Source organism: Natronorubrum marinum (genome assembly GCF_052040125.1).
Taxonomy (GTDB): domain Archaea; phylum Halobacteriota; class Halobacteria; order Halobacteriales; family Natrialbaceae; genus Natronorubrum.
In genome coordinates, this window is the sequence record NZ_JBPPFV010000002.1 from 594,765 (window position 1) to 612,715 (window position 17,951).

The 17,951-nt window shown below is 63.0% G+C and carries 13 protein-coding genes; 8 read left to right on the plus strand and 5 right to left on the minus strand.

The features are described from left to right. Positions 1-6: 6 nt before the first annotated feature. Complete coding sequence (locus ACSFC5_RS12605) at positions 7-906, plus strand: PhzF family phenazine biosynthesis protein (RefSeq protein ID WP_440765599.1); 900 nt, start codon at positions 7-9, stop codon at positions 904-906. Positions 907-924: 18 nt separating this feature from the next. Here the strand turns inward: ACSFC5_RS12605 and ACSFC5_RS12610 are convergent, their stop codons facing one another. After that, positions 925-1,269 carry a hypothetical protein gene (locus ACSFC5_RS12610; RefSeq protein ID WP_440765600.1) on the minus strand — a complete coding sequence of 115 codons (345 nt, stop codon included), beginning with the start codon at positions 1,267-1,269 and terminating at the stop codon, positions 925-927. Positions 1,270-1,291: 22 nt separating this feature from the next. Further along, positions 1,292-2,008 carry a helix-turn-helix domain-containing protein gene (locus ACSFC5_RS12615; RefSeq protein ID WP_440765601.1) on the minus strand — a complete coding sequence of 239 codons (717 nt, stop codon included), beginning with the start codon at positions 2,006-2,008 and terminating at the stop codon, positions 1,292-1,294. Between the two features lie 183 nt (positions 2,009-2,191). Here ACSFC5_RS12615 and ACSFC5_RS12620 point away from each other — a divergent pair, with 183 nt between their 5' ends. From ACSFC5_RS12620 to ACSFC5_RS23360, 3 genes are all read left to right on the plus strand, one after another. After that, the gene (locus ACSFC5_RS12620) at positions 2,192-3,049 is read left to right on the plus strand and encodes an SDR family oxidoreductase (RefSeq protein WP_440765602.1); all 858 of its coding nucleotides are present in this window, start codon (positions 2,192-2,194) and stop codon (positions 3,047-3,049) included. A 2-nt stretch (positions 3,050-3,051) separates the two neighbouring features. Then, the gene (locus ACSFC5_RS12625) at positions 3,052-5,079 is read left to right on the plus strand and encodes an AMP-binding protein (protein WP_440765603.1); all 2,028 of its coding nucleotides are present in this window, start codon (positions 3,052-3,054) and stop codon (positions 5,077-5,079) included. Between the two features lie 75 nt (positions 5,080-5,154). Next, complete coding sequence (locus ACSFC5_RS23360) at positions 5,155-5,703, plus strand: DUF2238 domain-containing protein (RefSeq protein ID WP_502262729.1); 549 nt, start codon at positions 5,155-5,157, stop codon at positions 5,701-5,703. A gap of 266 nt (positions 5,704-5,969) precedes the next feature. Here the strand turns inward: ACSFC5_RS23360 and ACSFC5_RS12630 are convergent, their stop codons facing one another. Together ACSFC5_RS12630 and ACSFC5_RS12635 are read right to left on the minus strand one after the other, a co-directional pair. After that, on the minus strand, positions 5,970-8,195 hold the full coding sequence (locus tag ACSFC5_RS12630) for an LUD domain-containing protein (protein ID WP_440765604.1): 2,226 nt from the start codon (positions 8,193-8,195) through the stop codon (positions 5,970-5,972). Continuing rightward, positions 8,188-8,742 (minus strand): LutC/YkgG family protein, encoded by a 555-nt coding sequence (locus ACSFC5_RS12635; RefSeq protein ID WP_440765605.1) that lies wholly within the window; start codon positions 8,740-8,742, stop codon positions 8,188-8,190. Before ACSFC5_RS12635 ends, ACSFC5_RS12630 begins: the two co-directional genes overlap by 8 nt. 703 nt (positions 8,743-9,445) lie before the next feature. On the opposite strand from ACSFC5_RS12635, the gene ACSFC5_RS12640 reads away from it, so the two are divergent. Beyond that, complete coding sequence (locus ACSFC5_RS12640) at positions 9,446-11,293, plus strand: L-lactate permease (protein WP_440765606.1); 1,848 nt, start codon at positions 9,446-9,448, stop codon at positions 11,291-11,293. 62 nt (positions 11,294-11,355) lie between these two features. After that, positions 11,356-11,613, plus strand: coding sequence for a HalOD1 output domain-containing protein (locus ACSFC5_RS12645; RefSeq protein ID WP_440765607.1), 258 nt, complete (start codon positions 11,356-11,358; stop codon positions 11,611-11,613). A gap of 126 nt (positions 11,614-11,739) precedes the next feature. Here the strand turns inward: ACSFC5_RS12645 and ACSFC5_RS12650 are convergent, their stop codons facing one another. Continuing rightward, positions 11,740-12,345 (minus strand): ArsR family transcriptional regulator, encoded by a 606-nt coding sequence (locus ACSFC5_RS12650; protein ID WP_440765608.1) that lies wholly within the window; start codon positions 12,343-12,345, stop codon positions 11,740-11,742. Positions 12,346-12,696: 351 nt separating this feature from the next. On the opposite strand from ACSFC5_RS12650, the gene ACSFC5_RS12655 reads away from it, so the two are divergent. Together ACSFC5_RS12655 and ACSFC5_RS12660 are read left to right on the plus strand one after the other, a co-directional pair. Beyond that, the gene (locus ACSFC5_RS12655; protein WP_440765609.1) at positions 12,697-14,478 is read left to right on the plus strand and encodes an L-lactate permease; all 1,782 of its coding nucleotides are present in this window, start codon (positions 12,697-12,699) and stop codon (positions 14,476-14,478) included. A 112-nt stretch (positions 14,479-14,590) separates the two neighbouring features. Continuing rightward, entirely contained in the window at positions 14,591-17,689 is a 3,099-nt protein-coding gene (locus ACSFC5_RS12660) for an FAD-binding and (Fe-S)-binding domain-containing protein (RefSeq protein WP_440765610.1), read from the plus strand. The last annotated feature ends 262 nt before the right edge of the window (positions 17,690-17,951 follow it).

A 17,951-nucleotide genomic window follows, 5' to 3' on the forward strand; every position in this document is an offset into this window, starting at 1 on the left:
CGTGGTATGGACACGATTCGGATCTTGCAGGTCGACGCCTTTGCCGACGAGCCAATGGCGGGGAATCCCGCCGGCGTCGTCCCCGAGGCCGATGGACTCTCCGACGACCAGATGCAGCAGATCGCCGCCGAGATGGCCGTCAGTGAGACGGCGTTCCTTTCCCCGAGCGAGACCGCCGACTATCGGATTCGGTACTTCACCCCCACTCAGGAGGTCGACCTCTGCGGGCACGCGACGATCGGCAGCTTCGCACACCTCTACGACGAAGGACTCGAGGCCGGAACCTACAGCCTCGAGACGAACGTCGGCGAACTCGAGATCGAACTCGAACCGGACGGCACGGTCTGGATGACACAGGACACCCCGCAAATTCGCGAGGTCGATGTCGGGTACGACCGCGTCGCCGACGCGCTCGGCGTCGGTCAGGCGGCCCTCGAGGGTGCGAGCGACGATATTCCGCTCGCGGTGTCCTCGACCGGGCTCCCCTTCCTGATCGTCCCGATCACCTACCTCTCCGACCTCGGAAATGCCGATCCCGATATGCACGCGATCGAGGACTTGACCGAAGCTGTCGACGCCACCGGCGTCTATCTCTTCACGTTCGACGCGCTCGACCGCGAGTCGACGCTCCACGGCCGAATGTTCGCCCCGGGGGCCGGCGTGCCCGAAGACCCGGTCACCGGCACCGCGAGCGGTTCCGTCAGCGCGTACCTCGACCGATTCGGCGCGTTCGACGACGACTTCCCCGACGAACTCCGCCTCGAGCAGGGCCACTACGTCGACCGCCCGGGACTGGTTCGGGCGCGCGTCGGGAGCGCCGTCCAGGTCGGCGGCCGCGGAGTGACCGTCCTGGACGGCTCGCTGGTCGTTCCCGAGGACGACGAGGACGAGATTCTCGAGGCCTGAATCGGTCACGGGAGTCCGCTACTCGCCCTCGTCGCGTTCGGAACCGTCGTCACGACTCGCGTCGGATCCGGGACTCGAGGGCGAAGGCGCAGCGGCCGATGTCGACGCCGACCGATCGCTCGAGTCGTCCGTCGACACGTCGCTTTCCATCTCGGCTCTCGCTCCATCGGTTGTCGCGTTCGACTCGAGGTGGTCGCGTTCGTCGAACGTCGTCGTACTTTCGCCGCGTTCTACCGCCCGTATCTCGCGTCTCGTCTCCGCGATCTCGGCCTCCATGCTGGCGAGTCGCTCGTCGAGTTTCCTGAGGGTCACGCGCGAACGGCCCTTGGAGCCGGGTCGCGTTCCGTATCGCTTCGTACCCACAGCGGCGACCACCGAGGGACGATCAGTGCGTCTCGCCGTCGTCGATGTTCTCGAGGGCCGTCAACGCCGCCTTCAACACCTTTCGCTCGCTCCGACGGAGGTTCATCGAGACGGCGGTCTTCGAGACATCGAAGTGATCCGCCAGCTCCTCGAGCGTCGTCTCGCGAGGCGTCTCGTAGTAGCCGGCCCTGGAGGCGGCCTCGAACGTCGTCCGCTCGGTCTCGGTGAGGGATCGACAGCCATCGAGCAGGGAAATCGCGCTATCGGAGTTCTCCAGTAAGTCGAACAGGGCTGTCGGGCCGAGCTGGTCGCGATCCTCGACGGTGAAGTCGTTGTGTCGCTCGAGTTCGGCGAGCGTGCGGTCCTCGTCGCCGTCGTCGTCAAAACCGACGTGCCACCGTTCGCGGCCGTCTTCGATTCGGAACGGACCGGTGATGTAGCCGCCGTTCCGATCGATCGTTCGCATCGCGTTCGTCTCCTCGATCGTCGTCCCGATCTGGGCGACGGCGTCGCGCTTCGAGAGGATGTAACACTCCGTCATGTTCGGGTGCTCGCGGAGCTCGCGGAGTCCGGCCTCGAGCGCCCCGCTCGACTCTCCTGTCGCGATGAGCCGGGTCTCGAGCGTCTCGTCGTCGGTGTCCAGTTGCCACTGGACGGCCGAGAAAGCGATATCGACGTTATCGGTCGTGTCGATGAACGGGCAATCGTACTGCCGCATGTCGATATCGAGATCGATCATTACTAGATGGAAAATCACATACAAAGTCTTAATATTTATTATCAGGAGCTATATCCCAGTGGCTCGACTGTTCCGGTATCAATAACGGATGGTTGGGGCGGGAGATGCCAGCGGAAACGACCGTTGATATGTTAACGGACGACTTTTAGCGCGTCCCGAGATAACGTACACCGAGCGAGAGATATGTCTCAGGATCAAGTTACCCCGCCGACGGTGACGGAAGACGATATTCAATCGATCGACGACGACGCGTTCACGAGTCGGAACGTCTGTCTCGTAACGGGCGGCGGATCGGGTATCGGCAGAGCGACGGCCCTCGCCGCCGCCGGAAACGGACTCACCGTCGCCGCGACGGACATCGACGAGGAGGGACTCCAGGGAACGATCGAGCGCGGCGATGAACTCGGTCTCGAGGGCGAGATCGAGTCCATCGTCGGAGACTTGACCGACGACGACGATCTCGAACGAATCGTCGAGGAGGCCACGCAGTACGGCGACCTCAAGTACCTCGCGAACGTCGCGGGAATGCAACACATCGACTCGATCGAGAACTTCCCGATGGACATGTACGATCGGATGCACGAGATCATGCTTCGAGCGCCGCTCTACCTCTCGAAGCTCTGCATGCCCCACTTCCGGGAAACCGAGGACGGACGGGGCTGTATCGGCAACATGAGTTCGGTTCACGGCCACTACGTCACCAGCGACAAGGTGGGGTACAACGTCTCGAAGTTCGGCCTGCGCGGACTCACGCAGTCGATTGCCGCCGAAGGCGACGGCGACATTCGTGCGTTCTCGATCAGCACCGGCTACGTGAAGACGCCGCTGGTGACGGACCAACTCGCGGACACCGCCGAACAGCGCGGCATCTCCGTCGACGAGGTGATCGAAGACGTAATGCTCGGCCAGTCCCGCGTCAAAGAGATGATGGAACCGGTCGACGTCGCCAACCTTTACCTGATCGGTTTCTCCGACCTCGGCCGCCACCTCGACGGCGGCGACCTGTTGTTTGATGGCGGCATGACGCTAACGTACGAGTAACGATGACAGGGAACACTACCGACCCGAGCCTCGAGGACGTCGACGAGATCGTTCACGAACCGAGTCAGGCGTTCGTCGAGTCGACGAACGTCTACGAGTTCATGGAGACGTACGGGATCGACGACTACGACGATCTCATCGAGCGGACGACGAGCGAGGTCGACGGCGAACCCGCAAGCGGGGTCGACTGGTTCTGGGACGAACTCGTCGACTACCTCGATATCGAGTTCTACGAGGGCTACGACGAAATACGGGATGACAGCGACGGCCCACAGTTCACCGACTGGTATCCCGGCGGGGAACTCAACGTGGCCCACAACGTCGTCGATCGCCACGCCGCCGTCGACGAGGAACGGCGAAACAAGGTCGCGACTATCTGGGAGGGCGAGGACGGTGAGGTTCGCGAAGTCACGTATCACGAACTCCACCGGCAGTCGAACCAGGTCGCGAACGCACTCAAGGAACGCGGCATCGAGACAGGGGACACCGTCGGGCTCTACATGCCGATGGTCCCGGAGGTCGTCTCGATCCTCTACGGTTGTTTCAAAGTCGGCGCGGTCGCGGTCCCCATCTTCTCGGGCTTCGGCGTCGACGCGGCTGCAACCCGAATCGCGGACTCCGGCTGTTCGGTGCTGTTCACGGGCGACGGCTTCTACCGCCGCGGGAAGCCGGTCTTCCTCAAATCGGCGGCCGACGAGGCCATCGAGGAGGCCGGACACGTCGAGGACACGATCGTCTTTGACAGACTTGACGCCGGTGATCCGGCCAGCAAGCACGAAATTCCGTGGGACGACGACCGCGACGAGTGGTGGACTGACGCCGTCGAAACGCAGGACGACGCCTACGAGTCGAAATCGCTCGGCTCGAGCCAGGAGTCGATGCTGCTGTACTCCTCGGGCACCACGGGCAAGCCGAAGGGGATCGTCCACACCCACGCGGGGGTCCAGATGCAGTGTGCGAAAGAGGTCTACTTCGGGATGGACCTGAAGCCCTCGGATCGATTCTTCTGGGTCTCCGACATCGGCTGGATGATGGGGCCGTGGACCCTCATCGGCACCCACACCTTCGGCGGCACGGTCTTCATGTACGAGGGCGCGCCGGACCACCCCGAACCGGATCGCTTCTGGGAAATGATCGACCGCCACAAGCTCACCCAGTTCGGCATCTCGCCAACCGCGATTCGGGCGCTGCGAAAACACGGAGATGACTGGCTCTCCGGCCACGACCTCTCCTCGCTCCGTCTGCTGGGCTCGACCGGCGAGCCCTGGGACCCCGAGTCCTGGCTGTGGTTCTACGAGAACGTCGGCGGCGGCGAGGCGCCGATCATCAACATCTCCGGCGGCACCGAAATCTGTGGCTGCTTCCTGATGCCGATGCCGAACCAGCCGCTCAAACCGTGTACGCTCGGCGGGCCGGGGCTCGGGATGGACATCGATATCGTCGATCAGCAGGGGAATTCGGTGAAGGAGGATCACGAACGCGGCTTCCTCGTCGCGCGGGACTCCTGTCCCTCGATGACGAAGTCGCTCTGGTCCGGCGACGAACGCTACCTGAAGGAGTACTGGTCGACGTTCGAGGACCTGTGGAATCACGGCGACTGGGCCCAACAGGACGAAGACGGCTTCTGGTTCCTCCACGGCCGGGCCGACGACGCGCTCAACGTGGCGGGTCGGAAAGTCGGCCCAGCGGAGGTCGAGGGTGCACTGATCGATCACGAAGCCGTCAATCAGGCCGCGGCGATCGGGGCCCCGGACGAGACCACCGGAACCGCCGTCGTCGCCTACGTGATCCTCGAGGACGGCTTCGAGGAGACCGACGAGTTGCGCGAGGAACTGCGCGCACAGGTCGGCGAGGAGTTGGGCAAGCCGTTCCGCCCGCGCGAGATCCTGTTCGTCGATCAGTTCCCGAAGACCCAGTCGGGCAAGATCATCCGCCGAGCCATCGAGGCGACGTATACGGGCGAGGATCTGGGTGATATGAGCAGCATCGAGAATCCGGAGGCGCTCGAGGAACTCGAGGACGCGCGGTAGCGACACCCTCGCTCGATAGCCGTTCAGCAAAAAAGGATATCGACCTTCCACGATCGCTGTCCTCGAAACCAGATTTTGTCCGCAGAAAGGGGCGAAGCCGGACGAATCGCGAATCGAGTTCTTCAGATCGCTATCTTCACAGCGCTCGTCCGATGGGTCCGTCGGCGCGATCCGGGCGTGATCATCAACGGTATCATCGCGCTGGTGTTTGCAGCGATACCGGGAGTCCTCGAAAACAGATACCGTGCCCGCTTTCGTCCGTGGCAACGGCCGCAGGTCTCGACAGCGGCACTGGTCTACACGCTCGGGACGTCGGGTCTGTACGACTGGATCTGGTGGTGGGACTACCTGGCGCATACACTATCCGGGGTCGTCGCGGGGCCACAAATGTCGCGTTTCGAGCAGCCGAAGAAGATCGCCGGGCACGCTTTCGCCGGAATCCAAACCGGTAGTCATCGCGACAGTAATGCTCCGAATCGGGTTCGTCTGGGAGCTGCTCGAGAACGTAAACGGGCCAAGCACCGTCTCCCGGATCTTCTGTCCGTCGGCTTCGTCAGTAACATCGGCGAACAGACTGACCAGCAACGAACCCCGCGAGGATGTTGTCGCTACCCAGTAACGTGACGGCGCCGAGCACGGCGAAAGTGAGCGCCACGATAACGCTCAGCAGCGGCGCCCCCTCAAAGAACTCGTGCGATCGGGACTCTTAATCGATCCAGTCGGCAGCAACGCCGAACACGGCACCGACGAGAACGGGCCCTCCGACTCCTCAGCGGGGCGAAGAGTGCATCGAGTCGATCTCGTTCGTCGCCCGTGAGGGACCCACACTACTACCCGACAGAGCCGTCGTCACAGAAAACGCCCGCTCCGCTGACGTGTGGCCGGCAGTATCAGTCGATGCGGCTCCGGGGATCAAGCACCTCGATCGGATGCACCGCGTCACGTTCGAGCAGGTCCCCGAGCTGGTCCTCACAGGAGGTCCCGCTGGCGACGAGCAGCCGATCCTGGGTTTCGGGTTGGGTGAACTGCGCTGCGAGTCGATCGCCGACATCCATGCTCAACTCGTAGTACTCGCGTTTATAGCCGAAGCTGCCGGCCATCCCGCAGCACTCGACGTCGCTCTCGACGACGTCATAGCCGAGATCTGCGAAGAGGGCCGTCGTGTAGCGATCGAGATCGAGGGTTCGCTGCTGACAGTGGGAGTGGTAGGCGATCGCCGGGCCGTCCGCCCCCGGTCGCAGCCCTGCGACGTCGCCACCGTTCGCGAGCACGCCGTAGACGTACTCGCAAATCTCGTAGCTCCCGTCCTGGAGTCGCTCGAACGATCGCTCGGGGAGCAATTTTTCATACTCGCGGTGGAACATCGCGAGGTCGCTGGGTTCGATCACGACGACGTCCCGGCCGGCGTCGAGATGTTCGGCGAGCTCGGCGTAGACGCGACTGGCCCCCTCGTCAGCGGTCGCGATCAGGCCCTGTGACAGTGGCGCGCGCCCGCTCTCGCCGACCTCCGGAATCCGAACGTGGACGTCCAAGGCCTCAAGAACTCGAACGGCCGCTTTCCCGCGATCGACGTCAACGTAGTTCGTGTAGGTGTCGGGATAGAGGACCACCTCGCGGTCAGCGTCGGCGGGCTCAACCCCTGGCCCTCGCGCCTCGTACCAGTCACGAAGCGTCTCGCGCTCAAATTCGGGGAGCTCGCGCCGGCTGTCAACCCCGGCGACGCGCTCCATGGCCGTCCGGACGGGACCGAGCGAACCGATCCAGTTCGAAACCGGCGCGGTCGCGCTTCCGAGTTTTGCCAGAGTCTCGTAGTTCCCGAACAGCCGCTTCTGAATGTCGAGGCCGCCGGGTTCCTCGTCGGGGGTCAAGCCGTCGACCAGGAACTCGAACTGGCCGCCGTCGCCCTCGCGATTGACTCGATCGCGAACCACCGTGTTGATCCAGGGAATGTCGATTTTCACCGGGCATGCATTGACACAGCGCGAGCAGCCGGTACAGAGGTCGTTGAACTCAGCCGCCGACTCTTGGCCGTGGACGCCGGCTTCCCAGCCGGTCGCGATCCCGCCGGAGTAGGTCTCGCCACCAAAAGCGTGGCCGCCGACCGACTGGAAGTTCGCACATGAGTTCGCACAGGCCGAACACCGGATGCAGTACAGCGTCTCGCGGAGTTGCTCGTCCTCGCGCATCGCCATCCTGCCGTTGTCGATCAACACGAGGTGGAACTCTCGATCGTCGTCTCGATCCGCGAACGCGACGTCGGGCTCGTCGAAGTCGACGAGCGGCGAATCGACCGGCGGCGTCAGCAGCGAAATGTAGGAGGTGATGTCCTGGCCCGTGCCCGATCGGCCGATCAACTCGATAAACGGCGCGAGGTCCTCGACCGATGGTACGATTTTCTCGATACCGGCGACGGCAACGTGGGTATCCGGAACGACTGCGGTTTTACGGGCGTTGCCCTCGCTCGTCACGAGCAGTATCGATCCCGAGTCGGCCGTGATGAAGTTCGCGCCGGTCATCCCCACGTCGGCTCCCCGGATCAGCTCACCCAATCGTTCGCGGGCGAACATCGTCAGCTCCTCAGCCGTCTCGAGCGGCTCGTCGGGGTCGAACTGGGAGTTGAAGAGCCGGGCGATATCCGCGCGTGACTTGTGGATCGCCGGCGCGACGATGTGTGAGGGTGCTTCGTCGGCGACCTGGAGGACCCACTCGCCGAGGTCGGTCTCGACCACGTCGACGTCGTCGCGCTCGAGCGCCTCGTTGACCTCGAGTTCCTCGCTCGTCATCGACTTCGATTTGACGAACCGATCGGCATCGTTCTCCGCTGCAACCTCGCGGATGTACCGGTTCGCATCGGTGGCGTCGTTGGCGAGATAGACCGTTCCGCCGTTCGCTTCGACCGTCTCGGTGACCCGATCGATCAGTTCCGGCAGCCGCTCGATCGCGTCCTCCTTGATCGCTCGCGCCTCTTCTTTGAGCCCCTCATAGTCGTCGAGTTCTGCGACTGAGTCGTACCGTCCCTGGTTGAACCCGAGCGTATTCGCCTCGACTGCACCGCCCTCGGTCTCGAGGAGGTACCGGATGCGGTCGGCTTTCGCCCCGCGATCGATCTCACTCACCGCTCTCACCCGTCTTATCGAGGTTGTCGGCTCCATCCGTCATCTCGAGGACGACGACGTGAACGTCCTTTGGCCCGTGTGCACCTTTCACGAGCGATCCCATGTCGGCGGTTGCACTCGCTCCCGTCGCGATGATAGCACTGCCGCCCTCGCGCAGTTCCGGGCCCAGGCGATCGATCGCGGTCGGCATACCTGCGACGATGTCCACCTCGCGGAGCACGGGGATGTGTAGATCGGGAAAGAGGCTCACCTGTTCCGCACCCAACGGGGTCGCTGGAAGGACGACGCTGCCATAGTCAGCGATCCCGAACGAGGCCGCCGTAATGCCCGTGGTCGCCGAGTCGAGGCTCGCGGGCGTCGGCTCGTCGTCCACCCAATCGGGGAGCGAGATCGACGAGAACGGGAGTGATGTCCCCACTGCGGGTTCGCGGGCGAGAGTTTCTAGTATCTGACCGAACTCAGTTGGATCGGTGTACGTGACCGAGACGTCGAGATCCGCGAGCGCGGCTTCGAACCGCTTGGCGAGGGTTCCTGTGTCGACGGTCATGGGACGATGCTACGACCGTACCTATATCACTGTTTTGTTCGTTCACGCGGTACACGCACACACCGGGTCCGCGGAGTGAGGACCGATCACCGCCAGTCAGACGATAGCCCGGATCCAGCTCGCCCGTGTTCGGTGTTTTTCGGGAATATCGGACCGATCGACGTCGAAGCAGTGAGTTTGTCCGCTGTAGATCGTATCGGGTCTTTTAAAATGTAGTTATTCGTGCCCGCGCGAATGACGAGGCCACCAGGTAACACAACTGAAATGGCCTCTTCACACGAGTGTATAACCGACACACACAACTAAATTGGTTCTGGTACGTCTCTCTTCGACCCATCAAATGAAGGGAGCAGCGACCGGACGGTCTCGAGGTCGGCACGGTTACCGAGAAAAAACACGGTACGTAGCCGCTATAGTCGACTGTATAGGTGAATCACCGTCGATCGAAGTACCCAATAGAGTTGCCGGTATCGCCCGAATCGTGGTGTCGTCTGGCACATTCGGGATCGTTCCTCTTCGAATCTCCGAGGAAATTGGATCCATACGGTGAATACCGCGGATTCGACCGGTCAAATGGTCCAAACGGTCGAAGGTTATAAATACTGGTTGGACGGTTCTGAATCCATGCCAGGTACGATTCCACATGGCATCGACAGCGATCGCACGTCACCAGCTCACGAGACAGGCTCAGGGGGTGAACTGAATGGCTAGCCCGATCGAAGTGGCGCTCGCGGCGATACCGCTCCTCCTGGCCGGCGTCCTGCTCGTCGGGTTCCTGTGGCCCGCAACGCGGGCGATGCCGCTTGCCTGGGTCGCCGCGGTCCTGGTCGGCTTCTTCGTTTGGGGGATGCCGGCCGACTGGATCGCCGCGGCCTCGATTGTCGGCGTTATGACGGCGATCCAGATCCTCTGGATCGTCTTCGGCGCACTGTTACTGCTCTACACGCTGATGCAGGCGGGCGCGTTCGATCGCATCAACGAAGGGTTCGCCAAGATCAGCGACGATCGGCGCGTGCAGGTGATCCTGCTCGGATTCTTCCTCGCGACGTTCATTGAGGGGGCAGCCGGATTCGGGACGCCCGCTGCCGTCGTCGCCCCGCTGTTGCTCGCGCTCGGATTCCCGGCGCTGGCAGCGGTGATCGCGGCGCTGATCGGGCACGTCATCGCCGTCACCTACGGCGCGGTCGGGACGCCGATCATCATCGGGATCGAAAACCCGCTCGCGACGACGGAATCGACGAATACGGCGATCACGGACGCCGGGTTCACCGTGCAGGCGTACTCAGTCGAGGTCGCCGTCTGGGCGGCGACCTACCACGCCCTCGTCGGCTTCGTCATGCCGCTGTTCGCCGTCGGGATGGTTGTCTACTTCTTCGGCGATCAGGACGAGCGCAGCCTCCAGCCGGCGTGGGACGTTGCACCCCTCGCGCTGTTCTCGGGGATCGCGTTCGTGGTTCCCTACTGGCTATCGGCACAGATCAGTGCCGAGTTCCCCGCTCTGATGGGTGCGATGGTCGGCGGCGCGATCGTCGTCGGTGCTTTGAAAGCCGGCTACTTCGTGCCTGACGAAGAGTGGGACTTCCCGGACCGCGAGGAGTGGCCCGCCCACTGGGTCGGCACGATCGAACCGGGCCAGGCGAGCGCGCCCGGCGTGGGCAGCAGCGACGGCGATGCCGTCGCCACTGACGGTGGCGTTCCGGCAGCCAACGTCGGAACGGCCAACATGTCCCTACTCCGCGCCTGGACGCCGTACATCCTCCTGGTCGTCCTGTTGGTCGTCACGCGCGTGTGGGGTCAGCTCGCGGCGTTCCTACAGGGTGAGCCGGCGACGCTGTTCGGCGCAACCGTGGAGATCCCCTCGATTACCATGGGGGTGCCGGTGATAGGCGGAACCCTGGACGTACACCTGCTCCTGTTTTTCACTCAGTGGAGTGAGATTGCCGGAACCGGGCTTGGCGGCGGCATCGATTGGGCCTACGTGCCGGGCTTCTGGCTCGTCCTCTGTGCGCTGATCGCGATTCCGCTATACGGCATGGACGGCGACCAGGTGACCGCCGCCTGGGCTGAAGCCGGCGAGAAGCTCGTTGCGCCGTTCATCGCGCTGGTGTTCGTCATCGCGATGGTGCAGGTGATGCTCCAGTCCGGCGCACACGCCGAGGAAGTCGAGAGCATGATCTTCGTCCTCGCACAGACGACCGCAAACGCCGTCGGACCTGCCTACCCGTTCGTCGCCGCGCTCATCGGCGCACTCGGGGCCGCGATGGCCGGCTCGAATACTGTGTCGAACATCACCTTCGGCGGGTTCCAGTTCGAGGCCGCCTCACAACTCGAGCTGCCAACCCAGCTCATCGTCGGTGCGCAGGCCGTCGGCGGCGCGATCGGGAACCTCGTGGCAATCCATAACGTGGTCGCCGCGCTCGCAACCGTCGGCCTCGTCGGGCAGGAAGGGCGCGTGATGCGACTGAACCTGATCCCACTCGTGTACTACGCAGTCGGGGTTGGGATCGTTGCAACGGTGTTCAGCTACGTCTTCTTCCCGGGTCTCTTCTAGGGTCCCGGTCTCGATCGTTCCGTGCTTCTACGAAACAACTACTGCGAGGAAACCCGAAAACGATGATAATCGAACGAGAGTACGATCCAGGGACTCCCGCGAGCGTCGCGATCGTCGACGAACTCAGCGCCCTCGAGGGGGCCGACGTGACACCGGACGAGGTCTGGTTCGTGCTCTACGAACACGTCGACCCCGAGGCGCTCGATCGAATCATGTCGGACGGTGCCGGCGCTGGGGACGTGGTCGTCTCGATCTCGATCGAGGAGTATCGCGTCACGGTGTCGAACGCCGGCCGGATTCAGATCCGAGCGCGTGAGTAGCGAGTCGAGAACGGCCGGGAGCCACGTCGGCGTGGCGGCCTTCTCATACGGTCTACTGTAACTCATTTCCGGCGCGGCCGCAGGACTGGTCGCGGTCGCGCCGGTAAATCGGTACAGCAGTCCGTATCAGCCGAGCGTCGGCGTGAACCGATCGCTCCCGAGGAAGTTCCAGATGTGGCCGCGCTCTTCCGGCGGGTCGACGGCGGGTAACTCTTTTAACGCCGGCTGGATCGCGTTCCACCATCCCTCGTCGGTTTCGAACCCCGCTGGGTGGTCCGGGTAGACGTTATCGAGGAAGTCCGACTTCCGCGCACTGGGGTGTTCGATGAGGTACTGGTATGCCGCGAGCAGCGCCTCCCGTCGCGCTTCGACGATCGGTCCCGACCCGGGGAGATCGACCGCTGCCATCGCCTCCCTGACTGCAGGCGGTGGCGTCTTCGCCCCCGATCGATCCGTCGCCGGCTCGGGATCGGATTCGGGCCCTGCCTTCATCGGAACCCACCAAACCCGTCCGCGGGCACCGACTTTGCGCGTCTCCAGAGTCCCGTCCTCGACGAGGTCGTTGAGCTTGTTGTGTGCCGTTCGCCGAGAGCAACCAAGATGCTCCATGACGTCGTCCGCGGTCAACGGACGACCCAGATCCTCCCGTTCGTCGAAGGCCTCGAGGGCAGCCGTCGAAGGAATCCGATCAGCGTATTGGCCGTAACTGTTTCGTTCACGATCGTTGCTCATATTTGGTCCAGTACATACGTCTGTATATGCCTTTACATTCGAGTGAATTACCGCAGGAGGACGATCGAAGCCGGGTATCGTGACGTTTACGATCGATTAACCTCGACGCTCGGCACGTCTGAGAAGTTCTACGGCGTGTCGTGCCGTGACTCCATCGTCAGTGAACGTAAACGAGAGATAGATCGTCGAACGAAGCCGTCTCCGTCAATTCTATCGGTGTGAGAGAAAGTCTGACGCGAGGATGCCAAACAGTCCATCACCTATAAATCGGAGATCTACTGAAAGTACCATGTGTCATGATCGATCCACGGCCGGATTCGTGGACCGGGGTTGGGACGGTTGGTGGCAGCGATGGTTGACGTCATCGACATCGCTCTCGCAGCAGTGCCATTGGTCGTCGTCAGCGTCCTGCTCGTCGGACTCCTCTGGCCCGCGACGCGGGCGATGCCGATCGCGTGGCTCTCGGCGCTCGTCGTCGGCTTTTTCGCCTGGAAGATGCCGATCACGTGGTTGACTGCGGCGACGATCGAGGGGGTCCTCACCGCGATTCAGATCCTCTTCATCGTCTTCGGTGCGCTCGTGTTGCTGTACACGATGCTGCGAGCGGGAGCCTTCGACGTCCTCAACAGCGGATTCGCGTCAATCAGCGAGGATCGTCGCGTGCAGATCGTGTTGGTCGCGTTCTTCCTCTCAACGTTCATCGAAGGCGCAGCCGGGTTCGGCGCACCCGCTGCCGTCGTCGCCCCGCTGTTGCTCGGGCTCGGATTTCCCGCGCTCGCGGCAGTTGTCGCCGCGCTAATCGGCCACATCATCGCGGTCACCTACGGTGCGGTCGGGACGCCGATTATCGTCGGCATCAGGGAGCCAATGGCGAGCGTCTCCCGGATCCGAACCGTGATCGAGGCTGAGGGGCTGACTGCGACCGAGTTCGCGGTCAACGTCGCCGCGTGGGCAGCGACCTACCACTTGCTCGTCGGCTTCGTGATGCCCCTGTTCGTCGTCGGGATGATCGTCTACTTCTTCGGCGATCAGGACGAGAGATCGATCGGACCGGCCCTCGAAGTGTGGCCCCTCTGTCTGTTCGCGGGACTCGCCTTCTCGATACCCTACTGGCTGTCGGCGTGGTACCTCAGCGCCGAGTTCCCGTCGCTGGTCGGCTCGATGATCGGGGCGGCGATCACGATCGCCGCACTCCGAGCGGGCTACTTCCTGCCCGAAGAGGAGTGGACGTTCCCGGACCAGGAGGAGTGGCCCGACCACTGGCTCGGCTCGATTCAACCGACCGATGCCAGAACTGTGCTAGCCGGAACGCACGACATCTCGCTCCTGCGAGCGTGGTCACCGTATCTGCTGTTGCTCGTTTTCCTGCTCGTGACGCGGGTCATCGATCCGCTTCCGGCCTTGCTCCAGGGGGAACAGGTACAGCTGTTCGGGACGCAGGTTTCGCTGACGCTGGGAACGATCTCAACGGGGATCGGGGACTTCACCGTCGGCCTGTTTCTCTTCGAGTGGTCGAACATTCTCGGGACGGATCTCGGCAACGGTGTCGACTTTACCTACGTTCCCGGGTTCTGGCTGCTGTTGAGCGCGGTCGCGGCGATCGGCCTGTTCGATATGAACCGCCGGCAGGTGTCTGAGGCCTGGCTCGGCGCGACGTCGAAGCTGCTCTCGCCGCTGATCGCGCTCGTGTTCGTGCTCGCGATGGCGAACGTGATGCTTCAGTCGGGATCACACACGGAAGGTGTCGACAGCATGATCGTCGTCCTCGGAACCGCGACGGCGAACGTTGTCGGTCCGGCCTATCCGATGGTCGCCGCGCTCATCGGCGCGCTAGGGGCGGCACTGGTCGGCTCGAACACGGTCAGCAACATCACGTTCGGCCCGTTCCAGTTCGTTGCAGCCGAGCGACTCGGCCTCTCGCGTGAACTCATCGTCGGTGCCCAGGCCGTCGGCGGCGCGATCGGGAACCTCGTCGCGATCCACAACATCGTCGCCGCGTTGGCGACCGTCGGCCTCGTCGGTGAGGAAGGACGCGTGATCCGTCTCAATCTCATTCCGCTGCTGTACTACACGGTCTTCGTCGGCCTCTGGGCACTGCTGTTTACGTACGTCCTCTTCCCGAAGGTGTTCTGATGACCCGGAAACGAACGGTCCCGATCGGCAACAGTCATACGAAATCACACCACGAACGACAGCCACACGACATCGATAGCAACTGACCCACACCCCGACCTATACGACACCAATGGCAACCGATTCAACGAAACCCGACGACCGCTCGTCGTCTGTCCCGGACCCTGCACTCAATTCGCAGGCGAACTACAACTACCAGAGCGACGACGTCGAACGGCCGATGCTGGTCGACGATCTCGAACGACTCGTCACGGGCGAGGTCCGTGCCGATTCCTATTCGCGGCAGCTGTACGCGACCGACGCGAGCATCTACGAGATGACGCCGATCGGCGTCGTCTTCCCGCGTTCGACCGAGGACGTCGCCGCCGTCGTCGAGTACTGTGCGGAACGGGAGATTCCGGTGCTCCCCCGCGGCGGCGGAACGAGCCTCGCCGGCCAGACCGTCAACGAGGCCGTCGTCCTCGATTTCACCACCCATATGACCGATGTCATCTCGATCGATCCCGACGAGGGACGCGCGACCGTCCAGTCAGGAATTTACCTCGGGAGCCTCAACGAGGCGCTCGAACCGCACGAACTCAAGTTCGCGCCCGATCCCGCCTGGGGCGACAAGAGTGCACTCGGCGGCGCAATCGGAAACAACTCGACGGGGGCCCACTCCCTGCAGTACGGCAAGACCGACGCCTACGTCGAAAAGGTCGAGGTCGTCCTCGCGGACGGCACGGTGACGACGTTCGGCGAAGTCGATCTCGAGGACCTCCCGGAACTGGCTGAGGGTGACGATCTCGAGTCCGCGATCTACGCCGAAGTCGCTCGCATTCTCGACGAGCAGGACGACCTGATCGAAGAGCAGTATCCGGATCTCAAGCGCAACGTTTCGGGCTATAATTTGGACTGGCTCGTCGAGGACGCCCGCGGCGGCGAACGCGGAATCGGCGAACCAGTTTCCGAAGGAGGGACGATCAACCTCGCGAAACTGTGCTGTGGTAGCGAGGGGACGCTCGCGATCGTCACCGAGGCGACGGTCTCCCTCGAGCCGATTCCGGCGGAAAAGAGCATGACGCTGCTGGCATACGATAGCGTCCTCGACGCGATGGACGACGTCGAGCCGATCGTCGACCACGATCCCGCCGCAGTCGAAGTCCTAGACGACGTCATGATCGACCTCGCACGGGACACGCCGGAGTTCGCCCCCGTCACCGAAATGCTGCCCGACGGGACGGCTGCGGTCCTGATCGTCGAGTTCTACGCCGACGACGCGGCCGACGGCAAGCGCAAGGTCGCGAACCTGCTGGCCGATCGCTGTCCAGCCGTCGATCCCGCGGGCGAGGCCGACGACGAGGCCGAGCGGGTCGTCAGCGATCGCGGCCCGCTCGCGTTCGACGCGATCGAAGCCTACGACGACGAGAGCCGTACGAAGATCTGGAAGCTCCGCAAGTCCGGGCTCCCGATCCTGCTCTCGCGGACCACCGACGAGAAACACGTCGCGTTCATCGAGGACACCGGGATTCCGCCCGAGAACCTCCGGGCGTTCGTCAAGGACTTTCAGACTGTCCTCGAGGACCACGACACCTACGCCAGCTTCTACGCCCACGCCGGGCCGGGCGTCCTCCACATCCGCCCGCTCGTCAACACGAAGACGGAGGCGGGACTCGAGGCGATGGAGTCGATCGCGGACGACGTGACCGATCTCGTCGTCAAACACGAGGGCTCCATCTCGGGCGAACACGGTGACGGCCGGGCTCGAACCCAGTGGAATCAAAAGCTCTACGGCGAGGAGATCTGGGAGACGTTCCAGGAGCTAAAGACGGCGTTCGACCCCGACTGGCTGCTCAATCCGGGCCAGGTCGTCTTCCGCGACGAGAATCCGACCGATATGACCGAAAACCATCGGTTCGGACCCGACTACGAGTTCGACGCTGGCTTCGATCCGGTCCTTGAGTGGGACAACGACCAGGGTTTCCAGGGGATGGCCGAACTCTGTCACGGCTGTGGGGGCTGTCGTGGCGAGCAGTCGACGACCGGCGGCGTGATGTGTCCGACGTTCCGGGCCGAGGACGAGGAGATCCTCTCGACGCGCGGCCGGGCGAACATGCTCCGACAGGCGATGAACGGCGACCTTCCCGACGACCCCACCGACGAGGAATTCGTCCACGAGGTCCTCGATCTCTGTATTGGCTGTAAGGGCTGTAAACACGACTGTCCGAGCGGGGTCGACCTCGCGAAGCTCAAAGCCGAAGTGTCCTACGAACACCACGAACGCCACGGGACCTCGCTTCGCGATCGGCTCTTCGTAAACTTCGATACGCTCGCGAAACTGGGCAGTGCGACCGCACCAGTTTCGAACTGGATGGGGAAACTCCCCGGAAGTGCCCTTCTCGCGGAGAAGGCGCTCGGTATCTCACGGGAACGTGACCTGCCGACGTTCGAGCGGAACACGTTCGCAAAGCGGGTTGCAGGTCACGAATCCGCCGTCTCGAGCGAGGACGCGTCCCGTCGTGTCGTCCTCGTTCCGGACATCTACACCAACCACGAGTATCCCGAGGCCGGCAAGGCGGCGCTCGAGGTGCTCGAGGCCGCGGGCGTCCACGTCGAGATCGCCGATCCGCGTGACGTGGGTCGACCGGCGTTCTCGAAGGGACTGCTTGACCAGGCAGCCGAGAACGCGAACGAGACGGTCCACGACCTCCTCCCCTACGTCGAGGACGGGTACGACGTCGTCCTGATCGAACCCTCCGACGCCGTCATGGTCCAGTTCGACTATCTCGATCTCTTCTCTCATTCACAGGTCGAGGTGGTCGCGGAGAACACGTACGGGGTCTGTGAGTACCTCGATCGGTTCGACCTCGACACCGAACTCGCGTTCGACGGGCCGGACGAGCACCTCGTCTATCACGGCCACTGTCACCAGAAGGCCCACGCGAAAGACCACCACGCCGTCGGCATTCTCCGGCGGGCCGGCTACGCCGTCGACCCGCTCGACTCGACGTGCTGTGGCATGGCGGGCAGTTTCGGTTACGAGGCCGAACACTACTCGATGAGCAAGGCGATCGGCGAGGTGCTCTACGATCAAGTCGAGGATAGCCAGGGAGATCGCGTCGTCGCTCCCGGTGCGTCCTGTCGGACCCAACTTGCCAATCGCCCGAGTGCGATCGAGGAGCCGCCGACGCCGATCGAAGTCGTCGCCAACGCCCTCGCCGAGCAGCGGTAAGCGGAAAACGATTGACACAACAAAAGTATTACTCGAGCGGCCTTCTGCTTACTCGACTACTCCTACCGAAATGCTATTTGCTCTCTCCCGCCCGCGTCCCATGCCAGTGTGCGTGCTATCTCGTGAGATAGCAACACATGATGAGAGGAGCAACTCTATTCGATGAGAAGACGGACGAGACTGGGTTTTTTGAGCGGCCGCAGCCATATTACTTTTATAACTGCTAACGTTCGATCAGAATACCGTTATTCACTCCGAAAAA

What these genes read in the sequence shown, in the direction of transcription:
- ACSFC5_RS12645 (WP_440765607.1), top strand. Translation starts at nt 11,356, where the DNA reads ATGATAATCGAACGAGAGTACGATCCAGGGACTCCCGCGAGCGTCGCG.
- ACSFC5_RS12625 (WP_440765603.1), top strand. Translation starts at nt 3,052, where the DNA reads ATGACAGGGAACACTACCGACCCGAGCCTCGAGGACGTCGACGAGATC.
- ACSFC5_RS12655 (WP_440765609.1), top strand. Translation starts at nt 12,697, where the DNA reads ATGGTTGACGTCATCGACATCGCTCTCGCAGCAGTGCCATTGGTCGTC.
- ACSFC5_RS12650 (WP_440765608.1), bottom strand. Translation starts at nt 12,345, where the DNA reads ATGAGCAACGATCGTGAACGAAACAGTTACGGCCAATACGCTGATCGG.
- ACSFC5_RS12615 (WP_440765601.1), bottom strand. Translation starts at nt 2,008, where the DNA reads ATGATCGATCTCGATATCGACATGCGGCAGTACGATTGCCCGTTCATC.
- ACSFC5_RS12640 (WP_440765606.1), top strand. Translation starts at nt 9,446, where the DNA reads ATGGCTAGCCCGATCGAAGTGGCGCTCGCGGCGATACCGCTCCTCCTG.
- ACSFC5_RS12635 (WP_440765605.1), bottom strand. Translation starts at nt 8,742, where the DNA reads ATGACCGTCGACACAGGAACCCTCGCCAAGCGGTTCGAAGCCGCGCTC.
- ACSFC5_RS12605 (WP_440765599.1), top strand. Translation starts at nt 7, where the DNA reads ATGGACACGATTCGGATCTTGCAGGTCGACGCCTTTGCCGACGAGCCA.
- ACSFC5_RS12660 (WP_440765610.1), top strand. Translation starts at nt 14,591, where the DNA reads ATGGCAACCGATTCAACGAAACCCGACGACCGCTCGTCGTCTGTCCCG.
- ACSFC5_RS12620 (WP_440765602.1), top strand. Translation starts at nt 2,192, where the DNA reads ATGTCTCAGGATCAAGTTACCCCGCCGACGGTGACGGAAGACGATATT.